General features: G+C 42.0%; 13 protein-coding genes, 5 tRNA genes and 4 pseudogenes. 14 read left to right on the top strand and 8 right to left on the bottom strand.

The window, feature by feature from the left end:
• Positions 1 to 411 precede the first annotated feature (411 nt).
• Entirely contained in the window at positions 412 to 900 is a 489-nt protein-coding gene (locus tag ABLA85_RS15265; RefSeq protein WP_367965246.1) for a hypothetical protein, read from the bottom strand.
• 186 nt (positions 901 to 1,086) lie between these two features.
• Between ABLA85_RS15265 and ABLA85_RS15260 the strand changes: the two genes are divergently transcribed.
• From ABLA85_RS15260 to ABLA85_RS15240, 5 genes are all read left to right on the top strand, one after another.
• Complete coding sequence (locus ABLA85_RS15260; RefSeq protein WP_367965245.1) at positions 1,087 to 2,064, top strand: glycosyltransferase family 9 protein; 978 nt, start codon at positions 1,087 to 1,089, stop codon at positions 2,062 to 2,064.
• A 763-nt stretch (positions 2,065 to 2,827) separates the two neighbouring features.
• Positions 2,828 to 3,193, top strand: a complete 366-nt coding sequence (locus ABLA85_RS15255; protein WP_367965244.1) for a YkgJ family cysteine cluster protein — start codon at positions 2,828 to 2,830, stop codon at positions 3,191 to 3,193.
• 159 nt (positions 3,194 to 3,352) lie between these two features.
• Positions 3,353 to 4,612: an S-methyl-5-thioribose kinase gene (gene mtnK, locus ABLA85_RS15250; protein WP_367965243.1), complete on the top strand. Its 1,260-nt coding sequence runs from the start codon at positions 3,353 to 3,355 to the stop codon at positions 4,610 to 4,612.
• Positions 4,613 to 4,627: 15 nt separating this feature from the next.
• Entirely contained in the window at positions 4,628 to 5,731 is a 1,104-nt protein-coding gene (mtnA, locus tag ABLA85_RS15245) for an S-methyl-5-thioribose-1-phosphate isomerase (RefSeq protein WP_367965242.1), read from the top strand.
• 13 nt (positions 5,732 to 5,744) lie between these two features.
• A complete protein-coding gene (locus ABLA85_RS15240; protein WP_367965241.1) occupies positions 5,745 to 6,416 on the top strand; it encodes an L-fuculose-phosphate aldolase in 672 nt (223 codons plus the stop codon).
• A 130-nt stretch (positions 6,417 to 6,546) separates the two neighbouring features.
• On the opposite strand, the gene ABLA85_RS15235 is transcribed toward ABLA85_RS15240, so the two are convergent.
• The 5 genes from ABLA85_RS15235 to ABLA85_RS15215 form a co-directional block, all read right to left on the bottom strand.
• Positions 6,547 to 6,622, bottom strand: a tRNA-Val gene (locus tag ABLA85_RS15235).
• A 24-nt stretch (positions 6,623 to 6,646) separates the two neighbouring features.
• Positions 6,647 to 6,722: transfer RNA gene (locus ABLA85_RS15230), tRNA-Lys, on the bottom strand.
• 42 nt (positions 6,723 to 6,764) lie between these two features.
• A tRNA-Val gene (locus ABLA85_RS15225) sits at positions 6,765 to 6,840 on the bottom strand.
• A 78-nt stretch (positions 6,841 to 6,918) separates the two neighbouring features.
• Positions 6,919 to 6,994: transfer RNA gene (locus ABLA85_RS15220), tRNA-Val, on the bottom strand.
• Between the two features lie 62 nt (positions 6,995 to 7,056).
• Positions 7,057 to 7,132: transfer RNA gene (locus ABLA85_RS15215), tRNA-Val, on the bottom strand.
• A gap of 269 nt (positions 7,133 to 7,401) precedes the next feature.
• Between ABLA85_RS15215 and gltX the strand changes: the two genes are divergently transcribed.
• The 6 genes from gltX (at position 7,402) to ABLA85_RS15185 (ending at position 14,097) form a co-directional block, all read left to right on the top strand.
• Positions 7,402 to 8,817, top strand: coding sequence for a glutamate--tRNA ligase (gltX, locus tag ABLA85_RS15210; protein WP_367965240.1), 1,416 nt, complete (start codon positions 7,402 to 7,404; stop codon positions 8,815 to 8,817).
• Between the two features lie 682 nt (positions 8,818 to 9,499).
• A complete protein-coding gene (locus ABLA85_RS15205; RefSeq protein ID WP_367965247.1) occupies positions 9,500 to 10,198 on the top strand; it encodes a condensation domain-containing protein in 699 nt (232 codons plus the stop codon).
• The gene (locus ABLA85_RS15200; RefSeq protein ID WP_367965239.1) at positions 10,191 to 11,507 is read left to right on the top strand and encodes a condensation domain-containing protein; all 1,317 of its coding nucleotides are present in this window, start codon (positions 10,191 to 10,193) and stop codon (positions 11,505 to 11,507) included. Before ABLA85_RS15205 ends, ABLA85_RS15200 begins: the two co-directional genes overlap by 8 nt.
• 14 nt (positions 11,508 to 11,521) lie before the next feature.
• On the top strand, positions 11,522 to 12,433 hold the full coding sequence (locus ABLA85_RS15195) for an SDR family NAD(P)-dependent oxidoreductase (protein WP_367965238.1): 912 nt from the start codon (positions 11,522 to 11,524) through the stop codon (positions 12,431 to 12,433).
• The gene (locus tag ABLA85_RS15190) at positions 12,426 to 13,658 is read left to right on the top strand and encodes a cytochrome P450 (RefSeq protein WP_367965237.1); all 1,233 of its coding nucleotides are present in this window, start codon (positions 12,426 to 12,428) and stop codon (positions 13,656 to 13,658) included. The genes ABLA85_RS15195 and ABLA85_RS15190 overlap by 8 nt, the downstream gene beginning before the upstream one ends.
• A gap of 13 nt (positions 13,659 to 13,671) precedes the next feature.
• Positions 13,672 to 14,097 carry a nuclear transport factor 2 family protein gene (locus ABLA85_RS15185; RefSeq protein ID WP_367965236.1) on the top strand — a complete coding sequence of 142 codons (426 nt, stop codon included), beginning with the start codon at positions 13,672 to 13,674 and terminating at the stop codon, positions 14,095 to 14,097.
• A 151-nt stretch (positions 14,098 to 14,248) separates the two neighbouring features.
• Here ABLA85_RS15185 and ABLA85_RS15180 read toward each other — a convergent pair.
• Both ABLA85_RS15180 and ABLA85_RS15175 read right to left on the bottom strand, forming a co-directional pair.
• Positions 14,249 to 14,383, bottom strand: a pseudogene (locus ABLA85_RS15180) (transposase); the annotation flags it as partial.
• 294 nt (positions 14,384 to 14,677) lie between these two features.
• Positions 14,678 to 14,794 (bottom strand): annotated as a pseudogene (locus ABLA85_RS15175) (transposase); the annotation flags it as partial.
• Positions 14,795 to 14,855: 61 nt separating this feature from the next.
• On the opposite strand from ABLA85_RS15175, the pseudogene ABLA85_RS15170 reads away from it, so the two are divergent.
• From ABLA85_RS15170 to ABLA85_RS15160, 3 genes and pseudogenes are all read left to right on the top strand, one after another.
• Positions 14,856 to 15,332: pseudogene (locus ABLA85_RS15170) on the top strand (transposase); the annotation flags it as partial.
• Positions 15,333 to 15,712: 380 nt separating this feature from the next.
• Positions 15,713 to 16,075: a POTRA domain-containing protein gene (locus ABLA85_RS15165; RefSeq protein WP_367965235.1), complete on the top strand. Its 363-nt coding sequence runs from the start codon at positions 15,713 to 15,715 to the stop codon at positions 16,073 to 16,075.
• Positions 16,021 to 17,415: pseudogene (locus ABLA85_RS15160) on the top strand (ShlB/FhaC/HecB family hemolysin secretion/activation protein). The gene ABLA85_RS15165 and the pseudogene ABLA85_RS15160 overlap by 55 nt, the downstream one beginning before the upstream one ends.
• Positions 17,416 to 17,428 lie beyond the last annotated feature (13 nt).

The following is a 17,428-nucleotide window of genomic DNA, read 5'->3' as shown; positions in this document are numbered from 1 at the left end:
GCCCGTTTTGAACGAACAGGAGGTAAACAAGGTTCTATCACTATCCAAGCATCATCAGGAATGTCGTAGCGTGCCATCATTTTATTCCAGTATTAAAATCAACTGGATGATAATACTACTAATTTATATTAAGGGACACAGCCTACCATTTACTGCTTCCTGTAAGGATAGCCTGTAAATGTCTTTGAAATAATGTCGATACCAGCCCATACATCCTATCCTCACCAAAGATATAATTATTGTGTATTGATACACCCAAAGATAAGGAATAGCCAGTTTAATTAGATGATATTTTCTGATGTGTTCAAATATTGAATTGTAAATGCTACGTTGACAACTGGTAGAAACAAAAAGACCCGCGAGTGCGAAGCCTTTTTAATTCGAAAAGCAACGTGACATAGTATATCATTCTTATTTAGTTAATTCAGAGAGTACAGCCGTAGCAAGGCTAGTATTCACAAATAGAATATCAACACATTTACTGACTACTGCCTCAATACCTTTCTCTTTAACTAATTGTAAAATTTCTTGTTTTTCAGCATTCGGAAAATTTGCTCTGTTGATTATCGTTTCAATCTTTTCAAGGGTGTTTTTATGGACCTTTATAGTCATAAAATTAATTTCATCATCAATTGTATCCATATTGACGTATTCAACGCCGGCAGCAGTAAGAGCCATTGCATCGGGGTTAAAACCATAGCTACCATCATCATCAAAATAAATAGCTTTGTGGTTAATTAAACCAACTTTTATTAAATAGTTTATATCGTCCGCCAATTGATCCCATCCAAAAGCCTCTCCAAGGAATTGAAATTTTTCCTTACTGATGGGCTGCATTAAATGATTCTGGTCATTCATTGCACGAATGATCATATTTTGTCTCTCTTTCAACATAGTCATTAGGTTTTCCTCATTTCGTGCTGGAAGTAGCTAAAATTATAGCCAACCTCTAGCATTGAGGAATTAAAAGAAATGTTCATAAGTCTTTACAAAGAACACATAGGTAAAATATCGTTTGAACGATTTTTTACATAATACATTGAATTATTAAATAAATGTTCTATTCTTAAAAACAGTATCGGCCATTTGAAAAAAATTTTTCTTTTATCATTCAACATGAAAATAGCTATATTACGCAGAAATGGGCTTGGCGATCTTATCTGTACCCAGCCATTAATAAAATCTTTACAGAAAAAATATCCCAATGCAGAGATTAGTCTATTTATAGAACAAAGTAATTATGAACTTACTAAGTATATATGCCCTGACATAAGCATCAATGTCCTTCCTCAAGGAAACAAGTATCTTTCTATCGTAAAAACTGCTCTGAAATTCCGTAAGAAGAATTTCGATATTGCTATTTCCGCCAAACCAAGTCCAATGAAACTCAATAACTTATTTTTATGGTTATTGGGAGCAAAAAAACGCTATGCTGTTGTTGCAGATCAAAAATGGCATTCTAAATTAGTTAACTATTCAATCAATCAAGAAGTCATAAAAGGTTACCATCAAGCTTTAAAGATATTACGTACCTTTTCACCTAGTGTGCAATCTTTATCATTTGATTTATTCCCTGCAATAACGTTGCATAATACATCAACATCGATTTATTCAGGAGAACCATTAATTTTATTTTCTGTTTCCAACAATAGAAAATATAGTTTAATTAATAATGAAAAACTTAATTTAATTGCAGATAAAATTTCAGAAAAATATCCTACCGCAAGATTTATTATTTCAACTTTTCCCAATGATATGTATTTAGCTGAAGATTTAACTTCACGTATAGGTGATAATAGTCAGATTGTTATGTGTGATTCTCTAAACTCTTTTCTGGCATTATTAAATAATATGACCTTGATTGTGGTTGGCGATGGAGGTATTTGCCATTTATCAGCAGCATTAAAGAAAAAAATTGTTGCTCTTTATGGTGTTACCAAGCCTGAAAATTGGTCACCACTTGCATCAAAAGATATGTGTATTACCTTGTACGATCCAGAGAATGTCAATAATATTGCTTTAGCTAAAATTACTGATGCTATTTTTTCTTTACTTGCAAAGTAAAAAATTTAATGGAAATATTTTTATATGAAATAATTATTAAAGCAATAAAGGTATTATGATTTTAATTTAGTACTTTTTTATTAATCAATATGTTGACTATATAAATAGTCAGTACAATGATTTAGCATCACTATAAAAAATGTATAACCATGATATTTACAATTATGAATTCTATTTCATAAGAAAATAACATGATAAAAATAGGCCTAGAAGAAAAAATTCAATTTTTTAGCCAATTATATGAAGAAGGAAACCTCATATTAGCCAACTCATGGGATGTTATGAGTACTCATTTAGCTAAACAATGCGGCGTCAAAGCCATAGCAACATTATCAATGCTTGTATAGATTCATGGCTTCGTGGAGAAAATACCGATCCTGAGCATTTAATTTTCCGGGCTGACATTTATCTTTTCACAATGAAATACTGAAACATAATATTATCTTTTTTCAGAAAACATTTTCAGAGTAAAATTGTTATTACTTTTTAAAAAGTAATATTCAATTATCTAAATCAAAAACAGTCTATTAATTAAGGTTTTTTTTATTTTTAACATTGAAAAATAAATTTCTCTTGATATCCCCTATTCTCTAAAAAGATAATCTATTCTCAAAGAGGCTATCTTTCCATATGCCCTATGAATTTCAACGTGCGGCCAACAAAGCTATAGCTTTAAAGACTCAGGATATATAAAAATGAACTCTTGAGATCAGAGCTATTTTACCTAAGTGAATATCTTAAAAATTAGATAGAGACATCTGGTATGAGTCAAGTGTTAAATTCTCAATCTTTGAATAACCCCTGCATTAGCTGCGGTGCTTGTTGTGCATATTTTCGTGTTTCGTTTTATTGGGCAGAAACAGAAGATGGAGGAGGGTCCGTTCCCATCTCTGCCACTGAAAAACTGAACAACTTGATGTGCTGTATGAAAGGCACGAATGAGTTATATCCTCGCTGTATAAAACTACAAGGGGAAATTGGCTACTCAGTTTCCTGTTCCATTTATGATAAAAGACCTTCTCCTTGTAAGGAATTTTCTCACGCATGGGAAACTGGTGATTACAATGAAGCCTGTGATCGCGCCAGAGCTGCTTATGGCCTTCCTCCTCAGCCAAAGCCAAAAACCTGATGACTTTCGCTGGTTGTAGACTATATTCGTTATTTCCATCACAGACACTTTACGTTTGTATACTTATTGTTAACAAATGTGAAAATCCATTACCGCAGAATATGTTATCACTGTACAGATTATGAACTTCCCTTCATGAAATTATCAGGATGAAAAATAATGTCTGCTTATGTTCCTACTGAATATATCCCACAAACTTGTGAATCCTTACCACATTATCTTGCGAAAAATTTACCAACAACAATCTCACTCGGCGGATTGCCTGAAACATGGCAAATAAAAGAAGTTGGTGATGGGAATCTCAACTTAGTTTTCATTGTTGCTGGAGCTAAAAAAACGGTTGTTGTCAAACAAGCCTTACCTTATATACGGGCAGCAGGAGAATCATGGCAACTTTCTCTTGATCGTACCTATTTTGAATATCATAACCTGCTAGAAGTCAATAAATTTGTCAGCCAGTATGTCCCCGATGTGTATTTCTACGATGAAGGAATGTCTTTATTTGTGATGGAGTATTTAGATCAGCATATTATCTTGCGTAAGCAGTTGATCGCCGGTCAAAGACTCCCTTACCTTGCAGAAGATATTGGAATTTTTCTTGCTGATACTCTATTCCATACCTCTGATATCGGAATGGACAGTAAAGAAAAAAAAGAGCTGGTAAGCCGTTTTGCCAATAATCACGAACTTTGTAAGATCACCGAAGATCTGATTTTTACAGAGCCATATTTTAATGCCGAAAGAAACAACTGGACTTCTCCACAACTTGATAGTGACGTCCACGCTGTTTGGCGGGATCAGGCAATGATCCAAACTGTAATGCAGTATAAATACAAATTCATGACTGAAGCCCAAGCCTTACTACACGGTGATCTCCACTCTGGCTCCATTATGGTAACGCCAGATTCTACAAAGGTAATAGACCCGGAATTCAGTTTCATGGGACCAATGGCATTTGATATCGGCAACTATATCGGTAATTTGTTTATAGCTTATTTTGCCCAACCTGCTTTACGAGACAATAAAAAACAATGTACTGATTATCAGTCGTGGCTTCTAACACAGATTGAAACGACATGGGCAGTATTTGTGCGTCGTTTTCATCAACTATGGAATGAAAAGAGCGCCGGAGAAGCCTATCCTATCAGAATTTACCAGCAAGGATCTTTCAGCTCAGCGTTTCTTAAAGCAGCACAAGATAATTTTTTCTCCAATTTATTTGAAGAAATTCTGGTCTATGCCGGGCTTGAAATTAATCGCCGCATTATTGGCTTTGCCTGTGTCGCTGATTTCAAACAGATTGAAGATCCAACACTACGCGCCACTTGTGAAAAACATGCCTTGAAACTGGCACACGAGTTAATTGTCAACAAGCATAAACACCGAGATTTTTCACTAATTAAACGTTATATCACATAGGGTTAAGAGACTTAGATGAAAATTAATGGCATTCATTATCGATCTGTTTGGCTTGCTGGCGACGGATATACCGTCGAAATTTTCGATCAGACCAAACTGCCTTTTGAGTTACAAATCATTCAATTAAGCACCATGCAGGATGCTGCAACAGCGATTAAAGATATGTGGGTACGTGGCGCCCCTTTAATTGGTGCTGTTGCCGCTTATGGTATGGCATTGGCAATGCATCAGAACAGCAGCAATGAGAACTTGCGACTGGCTTATGACACGCTAGTCAAGGCCCGACCAACTGCTATTAATTTAAAATGGGCTTTGGATCGTTCATATCAAGTACTGGAAAATACATTTCCTCTACAGCGTAAAGGGGTTGCTTATCGTATTGCCAACGAAATTGCTGATGAAGATGTCGAACTATGCCGTAAGATTGGTGAAAATGGCCTAAAAATCATACAGGGAATTGCTGCGAATAAATCAGCAGATGAAGTCGTAAATATATTGACTCACTGCAACGCGGGATGGCTGGCAACAGTGGATTGGGGTACTGCATTATCCCCCATTTATATGGCACATGATGTAGGCATTAAAGTTCATGTTTGGGTTGATGAAACTCGTCCTCGCAATCAGGGGGGATTGACGGCTTTTGAATTAGGTTCACACGGTGTACCACATACTTTAATCGCTGATAATGCAGGCGGTCACTTGATGCAACATGGGAAAGTAGATCTTTGTATTGTTGGTACAGACAGGACAACCGCTAGAGGGGATGTTTGCAATAAGATTGGTACTTATCTTAAGGCCCTGGCAGCCAAAGCAAATCAAGTGCCATTTTATGTTGCTTTACCATCACCGACATTGGATTTTACGGTTTGGGATGGCGTAAAAGAGATCCCTATTGAACAACGTTCAGGTGAAGAGCAATCACATGTCTATGGGCTCACTTCGCAAGGGAAACGCAATTGGGTCAATACCGTTCCGCAAGGGACACTTTGTGGAAATTATGCTTTTGATGTCACACCAGCAGAATTAGTTACCGGATTGATTACAGAACGCGGGATCTGTGATGCCAGTGCCGAAGGATTGCGCACGCTTTTCCCCGATTTATACCCGCAGTATTCATAATGGCTATTTTTTTATGGTAAATAGAGAACATATCTGCCAGTTAATCATTGAAACTTGTCTTAAGATGAATGCACTGGATTTAAATCAAGGAACATCAGGAAATATCAGTACTCGCTATCAGGATGGTTTTCTGATCACTCCCAGTGGTGTCCCCTATGAACAATTGACCCCAGATCAGATCGTCTATATCAAGCATGATGGGGAAGCTGAACCGGATAAGGTGCCATCAAGTGAATGGCATTTTCATCTATCCTGCTATCAGGCACGCCCTGAATTGAATGCCGTTGTGCACAACCATGCTGTCAATGCAACGGCAGTTTCCATACTTAATCATTCCATCCCTGCTATTCATTATATGGTGGCGGTGACAGGAGCAGACCATGTTCCCTGTATTCCCTATTCAACCTTTGGGACTCCTGAACTGGCAAAGAGCGTCAAGGAGGGAATTAAGCACAGTAAGGCGCTGTTAATGCAACATCACGGCATGATTGCGATGGAAGCCAATCTGGAAAAAGCGCTATGGCTGGCGAATGAGGTGGAAATACTAGCGAAACTTTATTTAAAAATCCTGCCTGTTGTTGGAAATAATATTGGAAATGTTCCAAAAAATATTCCGATACTTTCTGCCGAAGAGATGCAACGAATTTTGACAAAATTTAAAAGTTACGGATTAAAAACTCAGTAACAAGGTAAAAAAGCAGCATTTTCTGATCTTATTTAGAGACTATGTTGTTTTTACATAACCCGGTTAAAAATCAGACATGGATTTTATTTGTATATTACTTGATAGCTGGATTATAAGAAGCCAGATGAAGTGGTGGGCGATACCAGATTCGAACTGATGACCCCCTCCTTGTAAGGGAGATGCTCTACCAACTGAGCTAATCGCCCACTTCATATCGTGGGGCACCTAGATGGTGGGTCGTGCAGGATTCGAACCTGCGACCAATTGATTAAAAGTCAACTGCTCTACCGACTGAGCTAACGACCCATCGTAAATATCACTGTGATACTGCGGAACAATCTAATGAAGTGGTGGGCGATACCAGATTCGAACTGATGACCCCCTCCTTGTAAGGGAGATGCTCTACCGACTGAGCTAATCGCCCACTTCATGATGACTATTACTGCATGATGACTATTACTGAAAAGTTACTGTAACGGCATCTATATCACTGACTTATGATTGGTGGGCGATACCAGATTCGAACTGATGACCCCCTCCTTGTAAGGGAGATGCTCTACCAACTGAGCTAATCGCCCAATCATAAAATCATTTTCATCACTACGGTTAATATTTTCTCCAGCTTACCACTACGAGAAAATGGTGGGCGATATCGGACTCGAACCAATGGCCCCCTCCTTGTAAGGGAGATGCTCTACCAACTGAGCTAATCGCCCCGTCGTGATGGAGTCGCATTATAGGGATAGTTCGAAGTGAGTCAACGGTTTTTATTACTAAAATTTCCATTCGTCGCAAAATTACACAGAATGAAACAATTATAGTCACCTTAAGTTATCATTTAGACCATGTATCTTATCTTTCCTCAATAACCTATCATTAACGCCATTGAGGAATTGCAGTCCAGTGATAAAATAACCCCTACTATTGTTACTTCAATCATCCAAAACGTTCTCTGAAAAGTGAAATGTAATTAAGGCAATTCCCGATGAGTAAAATAAAAACCCGTTTTGCACCAAGTCCTACTGGCTATCTTCACGTTGGCGGTGCACGTACTGCCCTTTATTCCTGGCTATACAGCCGTCATAACAAAGGTGAATTTGTTCTGCGCATCGAAGACACTGATCTGGAACGTTCAACTCAGGAAGCCATTGATGCGATTATGGATGGAATGAACTGGTTAAATCTGAATTGGGATGAAGGCCCTTATTATCAGACCAAACGTTTTGACCGTTATAATCAGGTTATTGATGAAATGCTGGAACAAGGTACAGCATATCGCTGCTATTGTTCTAAAGAGCACTTAGAACAATTACGTGAAACTCAGATGGCAAATGGCGAAAAACCACGTTATGACGGTCGTTGTCGTGATAGTGAGTGCCAACATAGCCATGATGAGCCACATGTTGTACGTTTCCGCAACCCACAGGAAGGCTCTGTTATTTTTAATGACAGCATCCGTGGCCCGATTGAATTCAGTAACCAAGAGTTGGACGATTTGATTATTCGCCGTACTGATGGCTCACCAACTTATAACTTCTGTGTTGTCATTGATGACTGGGATATGGAAATCACTCATGTTATTCGTGGTGAAGACCATATCAATAACACCCCGCGTCAAATTAATATTCTGAAAGCGCTTGGCGCACCAGTACCAGAATATGCTCATGTTTCTATGATCCTCGGTGACGATGGTAAAAAATTGTCCAAACGTCACGGTGCCGTCAGCGTGATGCAATATCGTGATGATGGCTATCTGCCGGAAGCACTTTTGAACTACCTGGTTCGTTTGGGATGGTCACATGGCGATCAGGAAATTTTCAGCGTTGAAGAAATGACTGAGTTGTTCAGTCTTGACGCTATCAGCAAATCAGCCAGCGCTTTCAACACTGAAAAGCTGCAATGGTTGAACCATCATTACATTAATACTCTGCCTGCGGAGAAAGTTGCTGTTTACTTAGCATGGCATATTGAACAACAAGGTATTGATACACGTACTGGCCCGGAACTGGTTGAACTGATTAAACTGTTGGGTGAACGCTGCAAGACATTGAAAGAAATGGCCAGTGCTTGTCGTTATTTCTATGAAGAGTTTACAGAGTTCGATGCAGATGCTGCGAAAAAACATCTGCGCCCAGTGGCTCGTCAACCATTAGAAGTGGTCCGTGAAAAACTGGCTGTCATTACCGAATGGACACCAGAGAATATCCACCATGCAATTCAGTCAACCGCTGACGAATTGGAAATCGGTATGGGTAAAGTGGGTATGCCACTCCGTGTTGCAGTGACTGGTGCGGGTCAATCTCCGAGTGTTGACGTCACTATTCACGCTATTAATCAGGCACGTTCACTCTCTCGTATTGATAAAGCTCTGGCTTATATTGCCCAGCGTGAAGCTCAATAATTAGCATTAAAAAATCGGCCAAAATAAGTTATAAAGGCACACAATTTATTGTAGTGCCTTTATTTTTGTATATAGCCCCCAGCCAGGCAGTAATACCGCTCGCTTAAGCGCGAGCGGTTCTCTTTTTATAAGGGTAACGTGATGTTTTGCAGAGTACTTGCCGTGGAACGGATTAGCATTTTCGCTTCTGAGGTAAGATCAGTCTTTTACCATTTTCCCTGAGTCATGAACCCAATGGTTAGGTCGCAGGGAGCACGTCAACCTGATCGGCGACTACCTCTGGCGCAGGAGAGCCAAGATCGGCACGGGAAAGTTCAGGTTGCTACAACCCTTGGCTGGCTAAGGAAAGCGATATCGCGGTGGGCATCAGTACTATCATCCCAGCCTAACCTGGCGTACAAACCAATGGTGCCGATGGCATCGATCCATTTTTTGGGGTTGATTCCATTAGACCCGTTATTGATATGTTTTTGAGTAAATTCTCAATCCATTAAATTTTATTAATTCAGTCATATGGTTTGATACTAAAACTAGTGAAAGTAGTAGATGTAAATTTATATTTATATTCATATCAATAGGTTAATATAAAACTTACATTTTCAATCATCCCATAAGCGCCGGGTTGTCAGCAAATTAAATTTACTGGTATTTTTTTTATATGGCAATGTAAAATTTAACAAAAATACAACTTGATTATGCACAAAATGTTACTTTTTTTGTGAATAACAAATACAAGGCCGCGCCCGTGATATACGCGAACTCGACTTACATTTCATTATCACCTTACCAAAGAGATATCTGGGTTAAAGCCGCTTTGATTAATGCTGCTGAGAAAACGGATACATTCAGGTTACGATTTAATGAAGAGGATGGTACTCCTTATCAATGGGTCGATAAAGAATTTGAATACCAAGTAACTCTAATATATCTAACCCACCAGGCTGATTCTACATCTGCCGCCGAGTCTTGGTTACAAAATGCTTTTAGTCACAGTTACAAGCTCAATGACGGTAGTTTTGTCGATTTTACCTTGTTGCGAACGACTGAATCGGTATACGTACATGTGCGAACACACCATATCGTCAGCGATGCTTGGAGCTTGCAGATGAGACTAGTAGCGGTGGGAGTTATCGGTAAAATCTATACAGACGGAGGCTGTCTGGCTAAAGGGTATCGTGGATCGCCTGAATTGACGGAAGAACACTTTCTACCGCACCTATGGCGTGTCGGTGTGAAACTTTACCGAACTGGTGATCTTGGCCGGGTACTGGATAACGGGAGTTTTGCCCGCAACCTCTACTTTCGGTTTGTTTCTGAACGCTCGTTAACCAAAAAAAAGAAATGGCATTGCTTTTTCCTGGAGTCGAATAACCATGACTGAAATAAATCGTCCACTCTCTTGCGTAGAGCGTTGGTACTGGCTGTGCGACCAGTTTTCGACATTAAATGTAATCTCTCGCGTTCGTGTGCATGGCGAACTACAAATGGCGGTACTACGCAGCGGATTAGACGAGTTACAGGCGCGGCATCCGTTGCTGAGAACCCGTATTGAACATGACAATGGTCTTAATCCGAGGTGGGTACCCTGTGATCAGGCTATTCCGTTACGAGAGGTTCATTTTGCACAAGATCAACAATGGATCGATGAGGTCAATGAACGCGAACTAATGGAACGTGTGAATCCCGACATCGGACCGCTGATCCGTACTGTGGTGCTCAACGGCCCCGACGGAATTCATGACCTACTGGTGATAGTGCCTCATATCATTGCCGATGGAACTACGGTATTGTCGCTGGCTGAACAGTGGCTCACGCTTGCGAATGATCCTGTGTCGTCTTCGTGGATAGCCAGAGCTTTGCCATCCGCAGAGGAAATGCTACCACCGAAGTTTATGGGTGAAGAGGGGGACACACAACTGGCTGAGCAAACGGCGCAGGATGCAAAGCTGATGGGCACGCACAAGCCAGGCCGAGTAATACCCAGCCGTGTAGTTTCTCTGGAGAAACGACGCACCCAGTTGTTGCGAAGAGAGCTCAATAGTGATCAACTTGATATCTTAATCCAGACCTCTCGTATGCATGGTACCACCGTGCACGGTGCGTTGACGGCGGCCCTGGTGCTTGCTGCGGCACTAGATGATCAAAATCATCCCACTCAATTTGCCGTTGGTTCACCAATAGATTTTCGTCGCGAACTAGTGCCTGCCGTAAGCCACGATGAAGTCGGTACCTACGTGGCAACAGTCCTGTCGTTGGTAAATGTTTCGCAGCCTTTTTGGGATATCGCCCGTGACATTACCACCGATTTGGCTAAACGTAAGGCGTTGGGACACCACTTTAACATGATAAATCTGGTGGCAGACGCCGCGCCACAGTCGATGACAGAAGCCCGTTCATTCATTGAGTTTATGGAATCAGAGGGGCCGATCAACTTGTGCTCATCCAATATTGGACGCTACGAATTTCCCGATCGGATCGGCAACTGGTACGTAACAGGCGCACAGTTCCTGACCGGAATATCGGTGAACGGCTATTTTGTTGCCACTATCAACACCAGCCACAACACGCTTTTTTGGAATTTCACTCATATCTATGATGCAGTGCCTGCCAGCCGTGCAACACAACTGGCCGACACCTGTGTTCAGGTGCTGCTATCTGCACTTAACGAACCAACAGCGATTAACCAATAAGGAGTAATGACATCGTGTTCACTCTCAAATCTACACCACCGCAAGGCAAGTATGTGTTGATCACTGGAGCTTCCACGGGACTGGGGCGAGAAACCGCGTTATATCTGGCAGAAAAAGGCTTTCAAGTGATTGGCTGTGTGCGTCAACAAGAGGACGGTGAAAAACTGGCGGCCGACTGTACATCAGGACGAATCGCTCCTCTTATTATCGATGTGACTGACGAAAATTCTATCATCACCGCTGCAGCTCAGGTGTCGGAAAAAGTTGGAGAACAAGGGCTCTGGGGATTAGTTAATAATGCGGGGATTTGCATCTCCGCCCCTTTGGAGTGCGTATCGAGCGATCTTCTACGTAATCAACTGGAGGTAAACTTGATTGGTCAGCTTGCCGTGACGCGAGCAATGCTTCCTCTGTTACGCCGAAGCGAAACTGCCCGTTTAATTAATGTCACATCCGGATTGGGAACTGTCGCAATCCCCTATCTTGGTGCCTATTCAGCGGCACAGTTTGCCAAGGAAGGCTTAAGCGACGCACTGCGCCGTGAACTGGCCCCGATGGGGATTATGGTTTCAGTCGTCAGCCCTGGTATAATATGGACACCAATCTGGAACAAAATCGCGGTAGAAGGTGAGAAAGCGATATCGCTGGCTCCCGATGAGGTTTCTGATCTTTACCGCAATACCTATCTCAATTTTTTGCAAGCTATTAAGCAAAGTGCTCGATACAGCCGTACAACACCAGCTCATGTCGCATCTGCGATCTTTTCAGCTCTCACTAGCGCTAAGCCGAAAACGCGATACCGTGTGGGTTCGGATATTCGGCGGGCTGCATTGCTCGCACATTGGTTGCCTGACTATGTTCTAGACAAGATGTTCAAGCCGATCATTACCCCTGTTTCAGCCAGCAAGGAGCAACAACATGTCTGATCACAAACTCAGACTGGGGGAGGAGCTGATCTCTCCGTTGCATTCACTCTATGATGGTCTTCAAGTGGATGGTTTGCCACGTCCTGTCCATCTTGCGTTGAATCATCCTGTTTGGGTCGTAACCCGCTATCGTGATGCCAAAACGGTTTTATCACATCCAGGTGTACGACGAGACGCGAAAGGTGCCGCTGAACTTTATACCCGCCGTACAGGGAAAAAATGTCTGGAAGTTGGCGCGTCTCTCAGTCAGCACATGTTGAATGCCGATGCACCCGATCATACCATTTTTCGCAACCTAATCAGCCACGCCTTCATTGCTAAGCAGGTTAAAAAGTTGCAACCCTACATTGAAAGGGTAACTGAGGAATTATTGGATGCAATGGCTATGCAAGAACGGGCAGACCTGATGGCTGACTTTGCCGTACCGTTGACTATAGCAGTGATATTTGAGTTGCTAGGTATACCTGAGTCTGAACGCGACCATGTTAGTTCATCCTGGGAAAGCCAGTCACAATTATTATCTGCCACAGATGCCAAGGCACTGGCAGATGAACAGGCCAAATATATAAAAAACCTTTTAGAAGCCAAAAGATCTCATCCTGCTGACGATCTGTTTACCGGCCTTGTCCAAGCGGCAGACACGATGGAGCAATTAAATGAATCGCAACTGGTTTCAATGGCACATCTAATGATGATGAGCGGTTTCGAGACCACAATGAACATGATTGGCAACGCGATGGTTACTTTGCTAAGCAATCCAGAACAGCTTGCCATATTGCGAAGTCGTCCAGATTTGTTACCCAACGCACTTGAGGAGTTGGTGCGTTACGACAGTCCAGTCCGTGCCTCAATGCTGCGGTTCACTATTGAAGATATCGAGTTAGGTGATGTCACCATACCAGCAGGAGAATATATCCTCGTTTCTAACCTTACGGCAAACCATGACGCTGAACGGTTCAACAATCCTGATCGTCTTGATGTGACTCGTAACTCCAATGGACACCTCGGTTATGGCTATGGAACTCACCAATGTATAGGCGCATCGTTGGCGCGTCTGGAAGGCCGTATCGCCATCGACCGATTAATCAGCCGATTCCCCAACCTCACGCTTGCGATCCCTCATAGTGAATTACAGTGGTTACCTCTCACATTTCTCCGAGCCTTAATCAGTGTGCCAGTATTGCCAGGTCAGGCTGTGTCGACTAACCTCTCCCCTCACTTATAAAAAGGAATTAAAAATGAATGCTAAAAATGTTCTTGTTCGTAGTTTGCAGTTACTGGAAGCTGGTAATGCCAGAGAATGGTGTGATCTATTTCACCCTGATGGCATATTAGAATTTCCTTATGCTCCGCTAGGTTGGGAAACCCGCTTTGAAGGCCGCGAAGTTATCTGGAAGCACATGCAAAAATTTCCCGAATACCTAACTGTCAGATTTACTGAGGTAAATTTCTACGAAACAACAGATCCTAATATGGCGATAGGAGAATTTCATGGTGATGGTCTTGCTACCGTAACGGGAAGGAAGTTTGAACAAGACTATATCTCCGTTTTATGGACAAAAGATGGGCAGATCATGCGCTATCGGGATTTCTGGAATCCTCTCCGTCATCTCGACGCACTGGGTGGCGTCGAGGCAGCAGCTAAGATTGTTCAGGAGGGATAAGTACTGATACGTGCTGCCGTTCTTTCTGGTCTGGGCTCCTACCTGCCGGAAAATATCGTAACCAATGCTATGCTGGCTGAAGAGCAGGACACCTCGGACGCTTGGATCTTTGGCCGTGCAGGCATTCAGACTCGACATGTTGTTAGTGAAAATTACCTAGAGTCACTTTAAGTGCCAGAATTTCGCCCTGATGGTTAACAATCAAGTGTAATTTGAAACCGTAAAACCCTATATGGACGCCCCCGGTTGTGCAAGCATTGAGTCGATACGGTTTGCTACCATATATCCGGCGTCATAAAGGACTTATTTGCCCGCGCCATGATGTCATCCGCACCCTGTTTCCTTATCATCCCTCATCGGTATGTGTCTACCTGGATTTTACTCAGGTTATTGCAGGGCCGATAGCCGTTTTTTCATCAGTGTTTGCAAACTCGGTTAAAGCGTCTGTTTCGATTTACTTAATTCAATTAATGGATAGCAAAAGCTTTTTTCATATTATAATCAACCTTATCCGTCAGAATACGCCAGATAATTCGGGTCAGCTTGTTAGCTAAAGCAACCACCACTTTCATGGCGCCACATTGTGTTGCCGGGGGACTAAACCACACCAGGCTGACAGTTGCCGACCATTAGCAAATTGGGATGCGTTGACGTCACTTACGAAAGCCGCCGCAATCAGGGGACCGACACCGGGAATAGTCAGCAAGTGCCCATCCCCTGCTTGCTGACGGGAAAGTGCCGTCATTTCGTTATCCATGTCATGGACGAAAAAACACGGAAAAAATTATTTTGGCTACAAGCTCACGATTAATGTCGATGTGAAGTACAAAGTCATTCGTCAGGCCGCCACAGGCACCGCCTCTGTCCATGACAGCCACTATTTTGAAGCCGTTTTGGACAGAGCCAATACGAGCCGGGATATTTATGCTGACAAGGGGTATGCCAGCCATCAGCGTGAGCAGGCGCTGAAGGCACAAGGCTATCGTGTGCATATTCAGAGAAAAGCGTCACGAAATCATCCATTATCAACCTGCCAGAAAGGACGCAACAAGAAGATCGCGCCCCCCCCCCGGGCACGGGTAGAACATATCTTCGGCGCCTTCACCCTGATGGGCGAAAAATTCATCCGGACGATAGGCCAATTGCGGGCTAATTTCAGAATGATGTTAATGGTGACCTGCTATGACTTGCAACGTTTGGTTTATTTTATAAAATCAGTCAGTTATGCCTTTTAATCCTTGAAAAAATAAGAAAGCATCACATTCAATAAGGTCAATGTTATTACGGATGGGGATAACATTGACCTTATTTTTGCATGAGAGAGTTTTTAGAGGTTTCCTTTAGTTATTGCATGATATTTTGTTTTAGATCATCCCATAATTTGGTTGGAAATACTTGGTTTTATCTAAAATAGCTTTGTTAATTTTAATTAAATAACGTATTTTTATATTTTTTTAGTTAATTAATCTAAAAAATTTTTTACATAAAAAACAGCCTATTATATTGAAAATAGTGCAACTTAATCTATAATACCGCCCTTCTTATTTCTTCCTGAAAAATAAAAAATATTAAACATTACTAAATAATAATTATGGTAAAGGTAACTTCTAGCAATATGCTCATAGGATTGGCAGGACGGGCTGTATTTACTATTCAGCCTGCACATGCAGATAACCAATCTCTTACTCAACAACAGAAACAACAGCAATATCAGCAACAGCAACAGCAACAACAGGCATTAGAACAACGTTTGGAAGCAAAAGCACCAACAGTTAAACTTTCGGATGACACTCTGTCTGCTTCCAATTTGAAATTTCCCAAAGAATTTCCCTGTTTTGTCATTCATCAAGTGACATTATCCGGCCAAGAAGACCTTCCTCACTGGCTGCCTCTGCAACACTTGGCGGATCAAGCCAACGGACAATGCTTAGGGGCACAAGGTATCAATCAATTGATGGGTATATGCAAGATCGCTTGATCAGCCACAGTTGGGTTACCAGTCGCGTACTAGCTCCTCAACAGGATTTGCGCGAAGGTAAACTGAAACTAGTTGTGTTGGCCGGTAAAATTCATCAAATTACCAAAACTCCAGAATCAAATCATTACGCTACGTTATATACAGCAATTCCTGCCCATAACGGAGATTTATTTGATCTGCGCGATATTGAGCAGGGATTGGAAAACCTTCAACGCCTCCCTACAGTGCAGGCTAAAATGGAATTGGTTCCCGCCGCAAAGCCGGGAGAAAGTGATGTTGTGATTCACCGCCAGCAATCTCGTTACTGGCGGGTAGGTGCTTGGATAGATGATAGCGGCAATAAAAGTACCGGGCGTTATCAGGGGGGAGTGATGTTAGCCCTGGATAATCCAGCATCATTAAGTGATCTGTTTTACGTGACAGCGAGTCGTGACCTCGGTTTTGCCGGGAAAAAAAGCACAAAAAATTACAGTGCTCACTATTCTGTACCCTTTGGTTATTGGCAGTTTAGAGTTACCGGTAGCCATTATACCTATGCACAAACCGTACCATTATATGGTACCGGGGATGAATTATATCGTGGTGAAGGAAATAGCTTTACTACCTAGCTAAGTCGCATACTGCATCGGAATGCCTCATCCAAAACTACTGCTATCTATGAAATCAGGCTGCGCCAAAGTAAAAATTTTATTGGTAACGCCAAAGTAGATAGCCAAGAACGCAATACGACTGATTGGAAGCTAGAGCTGGATCATCGCCATTATTTTGGAACAACAACATTAGATGTTGGTGTCAGCTATCAGCGTGGTACTCGTTGGTTCGGGGCTCAACCGGCGTTTGAAGAGTGGCGGTCAGGTAACGATCATGCAACAGCACTTTCCAAAATTCTCCAATGGTCAGCAGATCTTGAAGTACCGTTCAGTATCAGAAACCAGTCATTCCGTTATCAGGCGAAATATTTGCGTCAGATGAGTAATACACAACTGACACCACAGGATCAATTCACTATAGGCAACCACTGGACTGTCCGGGGCTTTGACGGTGAGCGCTCTTTAAGTGCTGATCGGGGCTGGTTTATCCAGAACACTTTAGCCTGGAAGACACCATTACCTTCACAGGAGTTCTATCTTGGAGCGGACTATGGTGAGGTTGGCGGTCGTGGTATGGATGGTAATCCATTAATTGGCCGCCATCTGGCTGGCGGTGTAGCAGGTATACGCTGCAATCTGAATTTCGCCAATATTAGCTATGACTTTGCCGTCAGTACCCCATTCTCCAAACCGGATGGATTTAAGACCGACCGTACTAATGTGAACTTTAGCGTGAACTGGAACTACTGATTTAGGTTGTCTG

The sequence above is a fragment of the Xenorhabdus sp. SGI246 genome (assembly GCF_040838225.1).
Taxonomy (GTDB): Bacteria; Pseudomonadota; Gammaproteobacteria; order Enterobacterales; family Enterobacteriaceae; genus Xenorhabdus; species Xenorhabdus indica.
Note: the sequence above shows the minus strand (reverse complement) of the source record. Positions and strands in the feature narration are given on the sequence as shown.

What these genes read in the sequence shown, in the direction of transcription:
- ABLA85_RS15265 (WP_367965246.1), bottom strand. Translation starts at nt 900, where the DNA reads ATGACTATGTTGAAAGAGAGACAAAATATGATCATTCGTGCAATGAAT.
- ABLA85_RS15255 (WP_367965244.1), top strand. Translation starts at nt 2,828, where the DNA reads ATGAGTCAAGTGTTAAATTCTCAATCTTTGAATAACCCCTGCATTAGC.
- mtnK (WP_367965243.1), top strand. Translation starts at nt 3,353, where the DNA reads ATGTCTGCTTATGTTCCTACTGAATATATCCCACAAACTTGTGAATCC.
- mtnA (WP_367965242.1), top strand. Translation starts at nt 4,628, where the DNA reads ATGAAAATTAATGGCATTCATTATCGATCTGTTTGGCTTGCTGGCGAC.
- ABLA85_RS15240 (WP_367965241.1), top strand. Translation starts at nt 5,745, where the DNA reads ATGGTAAATAGAGAACATATCTGCCAGTTAATCATTGAAACTTGTCTT.
- gltX (WP_367965240.1), top strand. Translation starts at nt 7,402, where the DNA reads ATGAGTAAAATAAAAACCCGTTTTGCACCAAGTCCTACTGGCTATCTT.
- ABLA85_RS15200 (WP_367965239.1), top strand. Translation starts at nt 10,191, where the DNA reads ATGACTGAAATAAATCGTCCACTCTCTTGCGTAGAGCGTTGGTACTGG.
- ABLA85_RS15190 (WP_367965237.1), top strand. Translation starts at nt 12,426, where the DNA reads ATGTCTGATCACAAACTCAGACTGGGGGAGGAGCTGATCTCTCCGTTG.
- ABLA85_RS15185 (WP_367965236.1), top strand. Translation starts at nt 13,672, where the DNA reads ATGAATGCTAAAAATGTTCTTGTTCGTAGTTTGCAGTTACTGGAAGCT.
- ABLA85_RS15165 (WP_367965235.1), top strand. Translation starts at nt 15,713, where the DNA reads ATGCTCATAGGATTGGCAGGACGGGCTGTATTTACTATTCAGCCTGCA.